Origin of the sequence: Duganella caerulea (assembly GCF_040362985.1) — a bacterium.
GTDB classification, from domain to species: Bacteria; Pseudomonadota; Gammaproteobacteria; order Burkholderiales; family Burkholderiaceae_D; genus Rugamonas; species Rugamonas vulcania.
Window position 1 is genome coordinate 306,677 of the sequence record NZ_BPWJ01000003.1, and the last position, 14,805, is coordinate 321,481.

Sequence of the window (14,805 nt, forward strand, 5' to 3'; positions counted from 1 at the left end):
TTATGCTGGGTGCTCGTCAACTTAACCGAGACCAGCCCCATGAAAATACTGATCAGCCTTGCCGTCCTGGCCTGCGCCGCCTTCCCGGCCTTCGCCCAGGTGCAATCCCTCGTACACAAGGAGGAGAAGCGCCGCTACCTGGTCTACACCCCGCCGTCATACGCCGGCCAGCCGCAGAAGGCCTACCCGGTCGTCTTCAACTTCCACGGCAGCGGCATGACCATGGCCGAACAGATGCTGTACACGCAAATGAACCGCGCCGCCGACCGTCACCAGTTCATCGTTGTCTACCCCATGGGCGTCAAGCAGGACTGGAATGTCGGCTTCGGCATGTCCTATCTTGAGGGGACCGACGATATCGGCTTCACCGAAGCGCTGCTCACCAAGCTCAAGCAGGACTACCGCATCGACGGCAAGCGCGTGTACGCGACCGGCCTGTCGCGCGGCGGCTTCTTCACGCTGCGCATCGCGACCGAGTTGCCGCACCTGTTCGCGGCGGTGGCATCGGTGGGCGGGCCGATGCCGGAACCGGTGGTGCAGCACCACACCAAGCCGGGCAAGGTCGGGGTACTGCTGGTCCACGGCACGGCGGACCAAGTGGTGGCGTATGGCGGCAAGCCGGGCGGCTATTTGTCGGCCGAGGACAGCTACAGCTATTGGTTGAAGTGGAATGGCCTGGACGCCGCAGGCGCGAGCCGGCGCGTGATCGACAGCGACCCCGGCGACGGCACCGACGTGGCTTGGGTGGAGCGCGGCAACGGGCAGCTGAGCGTGGCGCTGGCGACCGTCAGGGAGGGCGGCCATACCTGGCCCGGCGCCGATCCGTTCAATGTCGGCCTACCGATCGGCCAGACCAGCCGCGACATCGACGCCAACGACGTCATCTGGAACTTCTTCGACAAGCACCGCCGTTTATAATGCGGGCATGAAATCTCTCATCGCATTGTTGTTGGCCGCCATGTCGGTCCCGGCGCTGGCCTGCCAGACGCCGACGCCGGACAGCCTGCGCGCGGCCTGGGTGGCCGTGCGCGCTGCCGCGCTGCGGGACGAGCCGGGCGCCTCGGCGCGGCTGTATAAATTTCCGTTGCTGCTGCTGTCCCCCTTTGATGGCGACCGGCCGCTGCGCGTGACCAAGCTCGCCTTCAACGACCATTACGCCGAGCTGTTCGGCGCGGAGATGCAGTTCCGCCAGGACTTGAAGAAAACCAAGGACAGCGAGTACATCGGAAAAATCGACTTCGACGACAAGACTTGCCGGCTCAAGTGGCCGGTGCGCATCCACGACTACAACTTCACCTACGAGCAGAAGGCCGGCTGGCTGGTGCAGTCGGTCTACGCGCCGGAAGCCTACGGACTCTTCCAAGACGGTGGCACCGCCGGCATACGCTGAGCCGCTTTGCTATAATCCACATGACCGGGCTCAGCCCTGGTCCTGGCTCCGGACGTCGCCATGATGACGTTCCCAGTGGTCCGCACGGACCTGCAGCAAGGAGCTTCTCCTGTCCACCGCCACCCGCCCGGAAAACCTGCGCAGCATCTATGCGATGCTGGCCGCGGTCGCCATGTTCTCGTTCATGGACACCACCATGAAGGTGCTGTCCTCCCACTATCCCGCCACGCAAGTGACCGCCATGCGCGCGCTCAGTTCGCTGCCTCTGCTGTGCGGCTACATGCTGTATCGCGGCGCCTTCCGCGGCATCTTCCGCGTGCGCTGGGGCATGCACATCTTCCGCAGCCTGCTCGGCATCGCCATGCTGACCTCGTTCGCCTACGGTCTCAAGGCGCTGTCGCTGGCCGAGGCGTATTCGATCTTCTTCATCGCGCCGTCGCTGATCACGGCGCTGTCGGTGTTCGTGTTGAAGGAGAAGGTCGGCACCGGCCAGTGGGTCGCCATCGTGGTGGGCCTGCTCGGCGTGCTGGTGGTGCTGCGCCCCGAAGGTACGGGCTTCCTGACCCTGGGCGGGCTGGCGCTGCTGGGCTCGGCCGCGTGCTACGCGATGGCCGCCATCGCCAGCCGCGTGCTGGCCCGCACCGACAGCAACGAGTCCATGATGTTCTGGTACCTGCTGATGATGGCCGGCGGCGGCCTGGCGATGTCGTTCAGCCACTGGGTGCCGGTGCGCGCCGAGGACGGCTGGGTGCTGCTGGCGCTGGCGCTGAGCGGCTTCCTCGGCCAGCTGGCGATCACGCGCGCGTTCAGTTCGGGCAAGGCCTCGGTGGTGGCGCCGTTCGAATACTCGGCGCTGGCCTGGGGCGTGGCGATCGACTGGCTGCTGTGGCACACGCTGCCCGACGGCTACACGCTGCTGGGCGCGGCCATCATCATCGCCAGCGGCATCTACCTGGTGCGGCGCGAATCGGTCCACGCCGAGGCCGAGCATCCTTGATCGTGGGAAAGTCCGCCGACAGCGCGGGGCACCCAACTTCGCTATAATCGTCGGATGTTAAAACAACGCACTATCAAAGAACTGGTCCGCACCACAGGTGTCGGGCTGCACTCCGGCACCAAGGTCGAGCTGACCCTGCGCCCGGCCGCGCCCGATACCGGCATCGTGTTCCGCCGCGTCGACCTGAACCCTGTGGTGGAGTTCCCCGCCAGCGCGATGGCGGTGGGCGACACCCGCATGGCCTCGGTGCTGGTCAAGGACGGCGCCCGCGTGTCGACCGTCGAGCACCTGATGTCGGCCTGCGCCGGCCTGGGGCTGGACAACCTGTACATCGAGGTCAGCGCCGAGGAAATCCCCATCATGGACGGTTCGGCCTCGTCCTTCGTATATTTATTGCAACAAGCCGGCGTGCAGGAGCAGCCGGCCGCGAAAAAGTTCATCCGCGTGCTCAAGCCGGTGGAAATCCGCGAAGGCACGGGCGACAAGGAAAAATGGGCCCGCTTGAGCCCGCACAACGGTTTCAAGCTGGACTTCTTCATCGAGTTCAACCATCCGGCCGTGGACGGCACCCAGCAGCGCGCCCGCGTGGATTTCGGCGATGTCTCTTATGTGCACGACGTGGCGCGCGCCCGCACCTTCGGCTTCATGCAGGACGTGGAAATGCTGCGCGGCATAGGCCTGGCGCGCGGCGGTTCGCTGGAAAACGCCATCGTGATGGACGAGTACCGTATCCTCAACTCGGACGGCCTGCGCTACGACGACGAGTTCGTGCGTCACAAGATCCTGGACGCCATCGGCGACCTGTACCTGGTCGGCCACCCGCTGCTGGCCAGCTACGAGGCGCACAAGTCCGGCCACGCGCTGAACAACCAGCTGCTGCTGGAGCTGCTCAAGCATCCGGATGCCTATGAAATCGTCTCGTTCGAGACCAATGAGGTCGCGCCACCGTCGTATCTGCGCCAGATGGCGCGTGAGTGGGCGCTAACTTAAGCTAGGTGGGACGCCGCTTGGCCACCATCGCCTTCAGCGCCGCGATCAGCGTGGCGTTCTGCGGCGTGTCCTCCAGCGTGTGACCGAGCTCGTCGAAGGCCGTCACGGCCGCCTCGGTCAGCGACAGCGAGCGCATCTGCTCCTTGATCTCGGCCGGCTTGGTCATCTGCACCTTCAGTTTCACGCCATCCACCTTCCAGCCGCGGCGCGCCAGCGTGTCCTGCAGCTTGGGCAGCTGCTGCTTCAATTTGGCCGCCAGCGAGGCGTTCGGCAGCGACAAGGTCAATTGTCCGGCCTCGAAAGCCAGGATCTCGCAGTACTTGAACATGGCCGGCAGGGCCGCCGCGCAATCTTTTTGCAACGCGGCCATGCGCTCGATGGCCGGCAGCAGGGCGGCCATTTTATCGTCGCGGCGCAGGAAATCGGTGGCCCCGACCGGGGCGCGGCGCTTGATCGAGATGTTGGAGGAGTTGAATCGCATGCGCAGCAACATATCACAGCGGCAAAAAAACGTCACCACCGGTTAAAATAGCTTAATTTTGTGACATTGTTCACTCTTGGGCTATTGTTAAACAGGTCAATAACCCAATGTAGGCGCGGACGCATGATAAAATCACCGTCTTTTGCCATAGTCGAACTCCGTGCGGTAAGGCGTTTTTCACCTACAGAGCTTTTTTTAACGGCGTTTTTTCAAGAATTCAAGCATGTCATTACTGACCCAGATTTTCGGTAGCCGCAACCAGCGGCTGCTCAAGCAATACCAAAAAACGGTACGCGAGATCAATGCGCTCGAGCCGGCGATGGAAAAACTGTCCGACGCCGAGCTGCAAGCGAAGACGCCTGCATTCAAGGAACGCATCGCCAATGGCGAATCGCTGGACGCGATCCTGCCCGAGGCGTTTGCCGTCTGCCGCGAAGCGAGCAAGCGCGTCTTCAAGATGCGCCACTTCGACGTGCAGCTGATCGGCGGCATGGTTCTGCACTACGGCAAGATCGCCGAAATGGGCACCGGCGAGGGCAAGACCCTGACCGCGACCCTGCCGGCCTATCTGAACGCGCTGTCGGGCAAGGGCGTGCACATCGTCACCGTCAACGATTACCTGGCCCAGCGCGACGCCGAGACCATGGGCAAGCTGTACGGCTGGCTCGGCCTGTCGACCGGCATCAACCTGTCGCAGATGGAGCACGCCACCAAGCAGGCGGCGTACGCGTCCGACATCACCTACGGCACCAACAACGAGTTCGGTTTCGACTACCTGCGCGACAACATGGTGTTCGAAGCCCGCGACCGCGTGCAGCGCGCGCTGAACTTCGGCATCGTCGATGAAGTCGACTCGATCCTGATCGACGAAGCCCGCACCCCGCTGATCATCTCCGGCCAGGCCGAGAACCACACCGACCTGTACTACAAGATCAACGAAGTGCCGCGCCTGCTGACCCAGCAGATCGGCGAGGAAACCCCGGACGGCAAGGGCAAGGTTGAAGTTCCTGGCGATTACACCAAGGACGAAAAAGCCCACCAGGTGCTGCTGACCGAAGCCGGCCACGAAAAGGCCGAGGCGATCCTGACCAAGATGGGCCTGCTGCCGGAAGGCGCGTCGCTGTACGACTCGGCCAACATCACGCTGGTGCACCACCTGTACGCGGCGCTGCGCGCGCACGCGCTGTACTTCAAGGATCAGCACTACGTGGTGCAGAACAATGAAGTGGTGATCGTCGACGAATTCACCGGCCGCTTGATGACCGGCCGCCGCTGGTCCGACGGCCTGCACCAGGCGGTCGAAGCGAAAGAGGGCGTGAAGATCCAGAACGAGAACCAGACCTTGGCCTCGATCACCTTCCAGAACTACTTCCGCATGTATTCGAAGCTGGCCGGCATGACCGGTACCGCCGATACCGAAGCCTACGAATTCCAGGAAATCTACGGCCTCGAAACCGTGGTGATCCCGCCTAACCGTCCTTCGCAGCGCAAGGACCGCCAGGACCAGGTCTACAAATCGTCGGCCGAGAAGTACAACGCCATGATGCTGGAAATCCGCGAATGCTACGACCGCGGCCAACCGGTGCTGGTGGGTACCACCTCGATCGAAAACTCGGAACTGCTGTCGGGCATCCTGACCAAGGGCGGCCTGCCGCACAACGTCCTGAACGCGAAACAGCACGCCCGCGAAGCGGAAATCATCGCCCAGGCGGGCAGCCCGAAAGCGATCACCATCGCCACCAACATGGCCGGCCGTGGTACCGACATCGTCCTGGGCGGTAACGTCGAGAAGCAGATCCAGTTCATCGAAGCCAACCCTGACCTGAGCGACGCCGACAAGGCCGCGCAATCGCAGGCGCTGCGCGACGGTTGGAAGGCCTTGCACGAGCAGGTGGTTGCCGCTGGTGGCCTGCATATCGTCGGCACCGAGCGTCACGAATCGCGCCGCGTGGACAACCAGCTGCGCGGCCGCGCCGCACGCCAGGGCGACCCTGGCATGTCGCGCTTCTTCCTGTCGCTGGACGACCAGCTGCTGCGCATCTTCGCGGGCGACCGCGTGCGCGCCATCATGGACCGCCTGAAGATGCCGGAAGGCGAACCGATTGAAGCGGGCATCGTCTCGCGCTCGATCGAGTCGGCACAGCGCAAGGTCGAGGCACGCAACTTCGACATCCGCAAGCAGCTGCTGGAATACGACGACGTCGCCAACGACCAGCGTAAAGTGATCTACCAGCAGCGTAACGAGCTGCTGGAGGCGACCGACATCTCGGAGCTGATCGAGTCCCTGCGCCACGGCGCCTTCACCGACCTGGTGCGCGAATACGTGCCGGCGGAATCGGTGGAAGAGCAGTGGAACATCAAGGGCCTGGAAGCGGCGCTGGCGTCGGAATGGCAGATCGACCTGCCACTGCGCGCCATGCTGGAAAAAGAACAGAACCTGAACGACGACGACATCCTCGAGCGCGTGCTGGCCGCGGCCGATGCGCTGTACCAGTCGAAAATCGACATCGTCGGCAAGGAATCGTTCGGCGGCTTCGAACGCAACGTGATGCTGCAAAGCGTGGACAGCCACTGGCGCGAACACCTGGCGGCGCTGGATCACCTGCGTCAGGGTATCCACCTGCGCGGCTATGCGCAGAAGAATCCGAAGCAGGAATACAAGCGCGAAGCGTTCGAGCTGTTTGGCCAGATGCTGGACATGATCAAGAACGAAGTGGTCAAGCTGATCATGACGGTCCGCATCCAGTCGCGCGAAGAGATCGACGCGGCCGAAGCGGCGATGCAGCAGTCGCACGTTGAGAACGTGAGCTACCAGCACGCCGACTTCAACCCGAACGCGGCACCGGAAGAACTGCTGGCGCCAGCGCCAGCGGCCTTCGGCGGCCTGCCGCCGGAGCTGAAAGGCCTGAGCGGCGAGCAGCTGATGGAGATGGGCCTGAAAGTCGGACGCAACGACCCATGCCCATGCGGCAGCGGCAAGAAGTACAAGGCTTGCCACGGCAAGCTGGCTTAAACGCCAGGAGCTGGCGGCCGTCCCCGGCAGCTCGGATAGTGACAGCACGGTTGGCATGTATTGACAGTGCTGTCGCTATCCCTCAAACTATTCATACCACTCATCTCTTGAGGTGTCATTAGGTTGACTCCTCTTGAGACGGAAAAGCCGCTCTCATGGGCGGCTTTTTCACATTTGGGGAGATGAATCAGTGGCGTCTACGATTCCAAAACCCGCTCTACGAGTCGCCGTCTACATTGATGGCTATAACCTCTACTATGGAAGGCTAAGGGGCACTAGTTTCAAATGGCTTGACGTCGTTAAGTTATTTGATGCTCTTCTGATGCAACGCGATCAGCATGAGCAATTAGAAATGGTGAAATACTTCACCGCACCAGCGCTGGCGAATTTTGCGACGCATGGCACGGCTTCCGTAGTGGCACAGTCAGCATATCACCGAGCCTTGAAAGCGATATATAGAGGGCGCTTCGAGGTTATTTACGGTAACCATTCGTATGACAAAAGCGGTGCTCTGCTTCCTGTATCGCGATGCCTGTAAAGGGTTTTATGATCGAATGATATTGCTCTCCAATGACAGCGATGCCGAGCCTGCCTTGGAGGCAATACGCGAGGATTTCCCTGAGATGATAATTGGCGTTGTAATGCCGATTCATCCGCCGGCACCAGGCACAGAGAAGCATCGTAGGATGAGTGGATCACTTGCCAGGCATGCACATTGGACTCTACCTTACCTTCAGGACGAGCAACTGGAGCATGCACAGTTGCCGGACGTTGTGCCCACAAATAAGAAGCCAATCCGTAAGCCCACGCACTGGTAGGGCTATGGCAACGATGTGTCGACGGAGCGTTCAAAGCACCTGGACCAACAAGCAGCCTAGCGCGCAGCCTCGCGCTGCGGCGCGGAGTATGGCAGCAGCATGCGTACCGCCGTGCCGACGCCGGGTGCCGAGTCGATGGTGATGCGTCCACCCAGCACGCCGGTGACGATGTTGTAGACGATGTTCATCCCCAGTCCCGTCCCACCCTGGCCCATCTTGGTGGTGAAGAAGGGATCGAATACCCGCCGCAGCACATCCTCCTGCATGCCGGCGCCGTCGTCGCTGAACATCAGCTCCACGATGTCCTCGTCCACGGCCTCCGCGCGCACGGTGATGGTGCCGCCCTTGCGCTGTTCGAACGCGTGCGTGAGCGCGTTGTTGACCAGGTTATTCAGCACCTGGTACAAGGCGCCGGGATAGGAGTCGAAGGTCAATCCCTCCGGTATTTGCATCACCACCTCGCACTCGGCGCGGCGCAGGCGCGGCATGTAGGTGGCCATGGTGTCGTGCACCGCCGACAGCAGGTCGAAGCGGCGGCGTTGGTCGTTGGTCTGGTCGACGGCGATCTGCTTGAACGAGGAGATCAGTTCCGCCGCCTTGTGCAGCGAGCCGGAAATGAGCTCACTGGCCAGTCGCACTTCCTCCAGATGCGCGGTCAGCTCCGAACGCCGCAGCGCGCCGGCCGCCACGTGGCGGTCGAACTCCGTCACGCGGTCGCGCAGCGCGGTCGATGCCAGCAGGCTGTTGCCGATCGGCGTATTGAGTTCGTGCGCGATGCCCGCCACCAGCGATCCGAGCGACGCCATCTTCTCCGCCGCCAGCAGGTCGTGCTGTGTGTGCTGCAAGGTCTCCAGCGCCGCGCTCAGGTCCGCGTTGGCGCGTTCCAGCGCCGCCGAGCGCTCGCGCACGCGTGTCTCCAGCGAGACGTTAAGGTCTTTCAGTTCGCGCTTGGCGTTGAGTTCCTCGGTCAGGTCCAGCAACGCCCAGATGATGGAGTCGTTGCCGTCCAGCGTCAGCGAGGACGACCAGATCGCCACGCTGCCCACGCTGCCGTCGGGCAGCAGCACGCCGGCGATGGCGCCATGCACCGCGCCGTCGGTCTTGTAGATGTTCCAGATGCGGTCGCGCTCCACCGTGCTGGCCCAGAACGGCACCTCGTCGCTGCGCTTGCCGATCAACTTGGCCGCGCCGGCGCCGAAGGTGTGCGTGACCGCGCGGTTGGCGGCGACGATGCGGCCGTCGCGGTCCGACACGGTGAGCGGCAGCGGCGCCATGTCGAACAGCGTCTTGAAGCGCGCCTCGGATTCCGACAGCCGCTGCTGCGATTGTTCCAGCTGCGCGATGCGCTCGCGCAGCGCCGCGCTCATTGTGTTCAGGGCGCGCGTGAAGACGGCGATTTCATCGTCTCCCTCGACCGGCAGCGCCTTGCTGTAGTCGCCCAGCGCCATCTGCTTCGACTGGCCGGTGAGCGCGTTCAGGCGGCGCCCGATGCCGTGTGTGAAGGCGTAGAACAGCAGCAGGCCAGTGGCGAATCCGGCCAGCGAGATCACGCCGCCCTGCAGCAGCACCTCGTCGCGCGCCTGCTTCAGGTCCTTGGTGGTGAGGCCGAAATTGATGGAGCCCACGCGGCCGTCGCGCAGCAGCAGCGGCGAGCGCGCGTGCAGCATGGCGCCGTCGAGCAAAGTGTGCACGCCTTTGAAGCTGGTGCCTTCGCCCTGCCGCAGGATTTCCGGCAGCGGCATCTTGCGCTTGCCCACTTCGAGTATGGTTCGTTCCTGCTCGTCGAGGATGACCAGGTAGCGCAGAAAGCTGTCGTCGGGATCGGCCAGCATCTCGGCCAGGTAGTTGGTCAGTTCGGGCAGGCGGCCGCGCGTGGCGTAGGGACTGAGGGAGAGGTTGAGCGTGACCGCATATTCGCGGGCGACGCGTTCGGCGTTGGTGCTGACGGCGTGGTTCATCAGGCGCAGGCTGTTCCAGATCAGCAGGCCAACCACCAGCGCCTGGATGACGGCGCTCAGCAGCAGAAATTTCGCGCGCAGCGATAGACTCAAAACGTACACTCCTTGTGGCGGTGCCAGGAGCGCACGCGCCTGCCGTCCGCGCGGACGGCAGGGGGCCAGGGCTACCTGGAGGTTAAGGCAGGGTCAGGATCACTTTGACGGTGTCGTCCACTGCCGACTTGTCAATATAACCGATCGCCTTGGGATCGGCAGCAACTGCTTTCTTCACCTCGGCGTTGTTCGGATACTCCTTCGGCGGCGTGGCCTTGCCGGTGAAGACCAGCTTGGACCACAGGGCCTTGACCTGGGCTGGGTCCTTGTCCGCCACCTTCTGGTAGAAGTCGGCGCGGATGTGCGAGCCTTCGGCCTGGTCGACCGGTGTGAACAGGTTGGATTTACCGAGGAAGAATTGCGATGCCTGTTCCGAGAACATGCGGGTCGCCGGATTCTTCTGGCTGACGATGACGACGGTTTCGGCCGAGGCGCCGGCCGCGGCCAGCGACGACAACAGCGCGGCGATGATCATTTTTTTCATGTGTGGGACTCCGGATTAGAAGACGAAATCGAGCGCCGCGGCGACAACGGTGACGTTGCCGCTGAAGCCAGGCTTGACGAAGATCAGGGAACCGGCCTTGGTCTTGGGCTTGACGCGGTCGGCCTGCACCTTCAGCGCCACCGATTTGGCGAAGTCCCAGCGCACGCCGATCAGGTCGGAGGTTTGTTCCGGCGATGGCAGCAGGCCATACACGGCCGCGCCCAGCGGATTGTTCTTCGGCAGGGAGGCAGGCGGGGTCACCGAGCTGCCGGCGTCGCGGTAGGAAGCGTGCGCGTAGTAAGGCAGCACCTTGCCGACGCGGTAGCCGACCATGGTGTACCAGGCGTTGGTGTCCGGGATGTAGACCGCTTCCTTGGCGCGGCGCTGCGCGTATTCGGTCTGGACGACGATGTTGTGCCAGTCCATGGTGGCGCCGATCGAGGTGAAGGCGATCTTTTTGCCGTCGGTCAGGCCGATGTCATTGGCCAGCTGCTTGAAGCCGAATTGCGACAACTGGGCGGTCAGGCCGTTGATCGGCGCCAGGTCGTTGATCTTCAGGTCGGCGCGGGCGTGGCCGACGCGCACCAGGAACGGACCGTATTCGCCGGTGAAGCTGATGCCGGCCGCTGGCGCGCGGTAGGTGGCCACCGAGCCGGCGCCGGTCGGCACGAACAGCTTGCCGCGGCTCACGCCGACGAAGGCCTGGGTGGTGAAGTTGAAGTCGCCGAAGGCGCGCTGGAAGTTGATGTCCGCGCCATCCACGTTTTCGATCGGCGCCTGGCCGTACATTTCAATCGGCGGACGCATCATGGTGTTGGCGTAGCCGACGTTCTGGTAGTCCGAGATCAGGAAAGTCGGCAGCACGACGCGGCCGACGCGCACGCTCACCTCGTCGTTGACGCGGGCTTTCAGGAAGGCCCAGGTCAGGTCGGTGGTGAAGGTCGGGCTGGTGTTCTTGCGGGTCAGGATCTGCGCGGTGCCGGACAGCCAGTCGTTGATCTTGTAGGTCGCTTGCAGGCCCAGGTTGGTGTCGAGGCCGATCTTGGCCTTGTCGGCCACGCCTTCGGCCTGGTTGTAGCGGGCGAATTGCGCCTGGTCGGTATTGCTCTTGGCGACGCCGAGCGTGCCGAAGCCGCTGATGCTCAGGTTCTCATCGCCCAGGGTGGCGGCCTGCGCTTGCATGGCGGCGGTGGCGGCGAAAATGGCTGCTACTAAAAGTTTCTTTTTCATGTGGTCTGTATCCTTTGATTTGTTGTCAGCTGTTTACTGCGTTCGGCGATCATGTCGCCTTGTTTGTCTCGAGACATGCGGGGATGGGGCATTCGGGCTAGACCTTAAACTAATTTCCGTACGGCATGAAATGGTTTTTTGAAAATTAGAACGGACGTACTAAAATGTTGTCGTTTTTACGATCAAGATAACGTTTTCATCAATAAATTCATGGGGTTGTACGATATCCTTCTAGTGCTTTTTGAGCAAATTTAAGGATAAATCATGCTTTGTGGAAATGGTCTTTTTGAGTGACCGTTAGTCACAATGATGCGATGCGCCATTTGCGCCGTCAGGTATTACAATAGCGGCTCCCACTTTCCACTCACGAGAACACTCATATGGCCGTCAATTCCCCTCTGCCCGTCGCCTCCGCACTGAAGCCTGTAGCCGGCATCGAAATCGGCTTTGCCGAAGCCGGCATCAAGAAGCCGAACCGCAAGGACGTGCTGGTGATGAAGGTGGCGCCGACCGCCACCGTGTCCGGCGTGTTCACGCTGAACCGCTTCTGCGCCGCGCCGGTGCAGATCGCCAAGGCCCACCTGGCGGCCGCCAAGGAAAGCGGCAAGCCGATCGCCGCGCTGCTGATCAACACCGGCAACGCCAACGCCGGCACCGGCGAACTGGGCCTGTCGCTGGCCAACGAGACCTGCGCCGCGCTGGCCGCGCAGCTGGGCTGCGAGGCGTCGCAGATTCTGCCGTTCTCCACCGGCGTGATCCTGGAGCCGCTGCCGGCCGCCAAGGTAATCGCGGGCCTGCCGCAAGCGGTGGCCGGCCTGAAGGCCGACAACTGGTACAACGCGGCCGAAGCCATCATGACCACCGACACGCAGCCGAAAGCCGGCTCGCGCACCGTGACCATCGGCGGCCACACCGTCACCATGAGCGGCATCAGCAAGGGCGCCGGCATGATCAAGCCGAACATGGCGACCATGCTGGGTTACCTGGCGTTCGACGCCAAGGTTGCGCAGCCGGTGCTGGACGTGCTGGTCAAGCAGGTGGCGGACAAGTCGTTCAACTGCATCACCATCGACGGCGACACCTCGACCAACGATTCCTTCATGCTGATCGCCACCGGCGCCGGCACGCTGGAAATCAATTCGGTGGACTCGCCGGAATACGCCGAGCTGGCGGCCGCCGTGACCGAGCTGTCGCTGTTCCTGGCGCAGGCCATCGTGCGCGACGGCGAGGGCGCGACCAAGTTCATCACCATCACCGTGGAAGACGGCGCCAGCGTCGAAGAGTGCCGCAAGATCGCCTACTCGATCGGCCACTCGCCGCTGGTCAAGACCGCGTTCTTCGCGTCCGACCCTAACCTGGGCCGCATCCTGGCCGCCATCGGCTACGCCGGCGTCGACGACCTCGATGTCAGCAAGCTCAATCTGTACCTGGACGACGTGTGGGTGGCCAAGAACGGCGGCCGCAATCCGGACTATAAGGAAGAAGACGGCCAGCGCGTGATGAAGCAGAGCGAGATCCTGGTGCGCGTCAAGCTGGCGCGCGGCGCGGCGGCGGCCACGGTCTACACCTGCGATCTGTCGCACGACTATGTGAGCATCAACGCCGACTACCGTTCGTAAGATGGCGACCCCACTCGAACAATTCCTGGTGCGCGCCGAGGCCTTGCTGGCGCGCGTGGAGGCGGTGCTTCCTCAGGCGCCGCGCGAGCCGGACTGGAAGCTGGGCTTCGCTTTCCGCTGGCGCAAGCGCAACGGCGGCGGCGCCAGTTATCTGCAGGCGGTGGCCCACGTGTCGCCGATCGCGCTGGACGACCTGCAGCACATCGGTCCGCAGAAAGAGCAGATCGAGCAGAACACCCGCCAGTTCGTGCAGGGCCGGCCAGCTAACAACGTGCTGCTGACCGGCGCGCGCGGCACCGGCAAGTCGTCGCTGATCAAGGCTTGCCTGAACCAGTTCGCCAAGGATGGCCTGCGCCTGATCGAAGTCGACAAGGCCGACCTGGCCGAGCTGCCCGATATCGTCGACATTGTCGCGGGGCGGCCGGAGCGCTTCATCATCTTCTGCGACGACCTGTCGTTCGAAGAAGGCGAGAGCGGCTACAAGGCGCTGAAGGTGGCGCTGGACGGCAGCATCTCGGCGCAGTCGGACAATGTGCTGATCTACGCGACCTCCAACCGCCGTCACCTGATGCCGGAGCGTATGTCCGACAACATGAGCTACAAGCACGACGAGGACGGCGACCTGCATCCCGGCGAGACGGTGGAAGAGAAGATCTCGCTGTCCGAACGCTTCGGTCTGTGGCTGACGTTTTATCCGTTCAAGCAGGACGACTACCTGGCCATCGTCGGCCACTGGCTGTCGTCGCTGGGCTGCACCGAGGCGCAGATCGAAGCGTCACGCGCCGATGCCTTGCGCTGGGCCTTGCAGCGCGGCTCGCGTTCGGGCCGCGTGGCATGGCAGTTCGCCAAGGACTTCGCCGGGAAGCAGGCATGAGCGGCGCGCAGGCGAAGGTCAAACCGGTAGACGTCGCGGTTGGCATCCTGATGAAGCCCAACGGCGACGTGCTGTTGGGCCAGCGTCCTGCCGGCAAGCCGTACGAAGGCTACTGGGAATTCCCGGGCGGTAAAGTCGATCCAGGCGAGACCGTGCTGCAAGCATTGAAGCGCGAGTTCGTCGAGGAGCTGGGCCTGGTCATCAACAGCGCCGAGGAATGGTGCGGCGTCGAGCACGTGTACGAACACGCGCATGTGCGGCTGCATTTCTTCATCAGCCGCGACTGGAGCGGCGAGCCGCAAAGCCTGGAAGGCCAAGCCTTCGCATGGCAGGGCGCGGTCGGTGTCGAGCCACTGCTGCCGGCCACCATTCCGCTGCTGGAGTGGCTGGACATGGTTCGCTACGGCGACCGATGATGCGCTGGTGGCATCAGGTGGGCGTCTGGCGTGGGCTGGCGGGCGTCGCGCTGGCGGCCTGCGTGGTACTGGGCGCGCTGCTGGTGCTGCGCCCCGAACCGCCGGGGCCGGCGTGGATCGCGGTGCTGTCGGCGCCGCAGGACAATAGCGCCGCCTGGGTGGCGCTGGTGAGCGCGGACCGCCAGCTGACGCTGACGCCGCTGCACGACACCGTGGTCGCCAACCGCAAGGCGCTGCAATTATGGATCTCCGCACCGGGCTGGACCGCGCCGGTGTCGCTGGGTTTGCTGGAGCAGGATCGCCAGGTCAAGCTGGCGCTGGACAAGCTGCCGCCGCTGGAGGCGGGCTTGTCGTTGGAGATTACGCTGGAACCGCAAAGCGGCTCGGCCGCGCCAAGCGGACCGGTGCTGTACACCGGACAGGCCGTCAAGCCGCGATAGGA

General features: G+C 63.2%; 13 protein-coding genes. 9 read left to right on the top strand and 4 right to left on the bottom strand.

The genetic code is table 11. From position 1 onward, the window contains the following. Positions 1–39: 39 nt before the first annotated feature. From ACUJB0_RS10700 to lpxC, 4 genes are all read left to right on the top strand, one after another. Positions 40–918, top strand: a complete 879-nt coding sequence (locus tag ACUJB0_RS10700; RefSeq protein WP_444845207.1) for an extracellular catalytic domain type 1 short-chain-length polyhydroxyalkanoate depolymerase — start codon at positions 40–42, stop codon at positions 916–918. 7 nt (positions 919–925) lie between these two features. Beyond that, positions 926–1,390 carry a hypothetical protein gene (locus ACUJB0_RS10705; RefSeq protein ID WP_444845208.1) on the top strand — a complete coding sequence of 155 codons (465 nt, stop codon included), beginning with the start codon at positions 926–928 and terminating at the stop codon, positions 1,388–1,390. Between the two features lie 154 nt (positions 1,391–1,544). Continuing rightward, positions 1,545–2,387: a DMT family transporter gene (locus ACUJB0_RS10710; RefSeq protein WP_444845209.1), complete on the top strand. Its 843-nt coding sequence runs from the start codon at positions 1,545–1,547 to the stop codon at positions 2,385–2,387. Positions 2,388–2,441: 54 nt separating this feature from the next. Beyond that, on the top strand, positions 2,442–3,377 hold the full coding sequence (lpxC, locus tag ACUJB0_RS10715; protein ID WP_444845210.1) for a UDP-3-O-acyl-N-acetylglucosamine deacetylase: 936 nt from the start codon (positions 2,442–2,444) through the stop codon (positions 3,375–3,377). A gap of 1 nt (position 3,378) precedes the next feature. Here lpxC and ACUJB0_RS10720 read toward each other — a convergent pair whose 3' ends face one another. Beyond that, positions 3,379–3,858, bottom strand: coding sequence for a hypothetical protein (locus ACUJB0_RS10720; protein WP_444845211.1), 480 nt, complete (start codon positions 3,856–3,858; stop codon positions 3,379–3,381). Positions 3,859–4,081: 223 nt separating this feature from the next. Here ACUJB0_RS10720 and secA point away from each other — a divergent pair, with 223 nt between their 5' ends. Then, a complete protein-coding gene (secA, locus tag ACUJB0_RS10725) occupies positions 4,082–6,871 on the top strand; it encodes a preprotein translocase subunit SecA (RefSeq protein WP_444845212.1) in 2,790 nt (929 codons plus the stop codon). A gap of 874 nt (positions 6,872–7,745) precedes the next feature. On the opposite strand, the gene ACUJB0_RS10730 is transcribed toward secA, so the two are convergent. The 3 genes from ACUJB0_RS10730 to ACUJB0_RS10740 form a co-directional block, all read right to left on the bottom strand. After that, positions 7,746–9,749 (bottom strand): ATP-binding protein, encoded by a 2,004-nt coding sequence (locus tag ACUJB0_RS10730; protein ID WP_444845213.1) that lies wholly within the window; start codon positions 9,747–9,749, stop codon positions 7,746–7,748. A 73-nt stretch (positions 9,750–9,822) separates the two neighbouring features. Further along, the gene (locus ACUJB0_RS10735; RefSeq protein WP_117013051.1) at positions 9,823–10,224 is read right to left on the bottom strand and encodes a type 2 periplasmic-binding domain-containing protein; all 402 of its coding nucleotides are present in this window, start codon (positions 10,222–10,224) and stop codon (positions 9,823–9,825) included. 15 nt (positions 10,225–10,239) lie between these two features. Beyond that, positions 10,240–11,454: a porin gene (locus tag ACUJB0_RS10740; RefSeq protein ID WP_444845214.1), complete on the bottom strand. Its 1,215-nt coding sequence runs from the start codon at positions 11,452–11,454 to the stop codon at positions 10,240–10,242. A gap of 380 nt (positions 11,455–11,834) precedes the next feature. Here ACUJB0_RS10740 and argJ point away from each other — a divergent pair, with 380 nt between their 5' ends. From argJ to ACUJB0_RS10760, 4 genes are read left to right on the top strand one after another with little or no spacing between them, the layout of a single operon-like run. Continuing rightward, positions 11,835–13,073, top strand: coding sequence for a bifunctional glutamate N-acetyltransferase/amino-acid acetyltransferase ArgJ (gene argJ, locus ACUJB0_RS10745; RefSeq protein WP_161082632.1), 1,239 nt, complete (start codon positions 11,835–11,837; stop codon positions 13,071–13,073). Position 13,074: 1 nt separating this feature from the next. Next, positions 13,075–13,947, top strand: a complete 873-nt coding sequence (locus tag ACUJB0_RS10750) for an ATP-binding protein (RefSeq protein WP_444845215.1) — start codon at positions 13,075–13,077, stop codon at positions 13,945–13,947. Beyond that, positions 13,944–14,363: an NUDIX domain-containing protein gene (locus ACUJB0_RS10755; protein WP_444845216.1), complete on the top strand. Its 420-nt coding sequence runs from the start codon at positions 13,944–13,946 to the stop codon at positions 14,361–14,363. Before ACUJB0_RS10750 ends, ACUJB0_RS10755 begins: the two co-directional genes overlap by 4 nt. After that, positions 14,360–14,803 (top strand): anti-sigma factor, encoded by a 444-nt coding sequence (locus ACUJB0_RS10760; RefSeq protein WP_444845217.1) that lies wholly within the window; start codon positions 14,360–14,362, stop codon positions 14,801–14,803. Before ACUJB0_RS10755 ends, ACUJB0_RS10760 begins: the two co-directional genes overlap by 4 nt. Positions 14,804–14,805 lie beyond the last annotated feature (2 nt).

Bases quoted from the DNA above. Each gene is read 5' to 3' on its own strand.
- ACUJB0_RS10760 (WP_444845217.1), top strand. From the start codon at position 14,360: ATGATGCGCTGGTGGCATCAGGTGGGCGTCTGGCGTGGGCTGGCGGGC.
- ACUJB0_RS10735 (WP_117013051.1), bottom strand. From the start codon at position 10,224: ATGAAAAAAATGATCATCGCCGCGCTGTTGTCGTCGCTGGCCGCGGCC.
- ACUJB0_RS10755 (WP_444845216.1), top strand. From the start codon at position 13,944: ATGAGCGGCGCGCAGGCGAAGGTCAAACCGGTAGACGTCGCGGTTGGC.
- ACUJB0_RS10720 (WP_444845211.1), bottom strand. From the start codon at position 3,858: ATGCGATTCAACTCCTCCAACATCTCGATCAAGCGCCGCGCCCCGGTC.
- secA (WP_444845212.1), top strand. From the start codon at position 4,082: ATGTCATTACTGACCCAGATTTTCGGTAGCCGCAACCAGCGGCTGCTC.
- ACUJB0_RS10750 (WP_444845215.1), top strand. From the start codon at position 13,075: ATGGCGACCCCACTCGAACAATTCCTGGTGCGCGCCGAGGCCTTGCTG.
- ACUJB0_RS10710 (WP_444845209.1), top strand. From the start codon at position 1,545: ATGCTGGCCGCGGTCGCCATGTTCTCGTTCATGGACACCACCATGAAG.
- ACUJB0_RS10740 (WP_444845214.1), bottom strand. From the start codon at position 11,454: ATGAAAAAGAAACTTTTAGTAGCAGCCATTTTCGCCGCCACCGCCGCC.
- ACUJB0_RS10705 (WP_444845208.1), top strand. From the start codon at position 926: ATGAAATCTCTCATCGCATTGTTGTTGGCCGCCATGTCGGTCCCGGCG.
- lpxC (WP_444845210.1), top strand. From the start codon at position 2,442: ATGTTAAAACAACGCACTATCAAAGAACTGGTCCGCACCACAGGTGTC.
- ACUJB0_RS10700 (WP_444845207.1), top strand. From the start codon at position 40: ATGAAAATACTGATCAGCCTTGCCGTCCTGGCCTGCGCCGCCTTCCCG.
- argJ (WP_161082632.1), top strand. From the start codon at position 11,835: ATGGCCGTCAATTCCCCTCTGCCCGTCGCCTCCGCACTGAAGCCTGTA.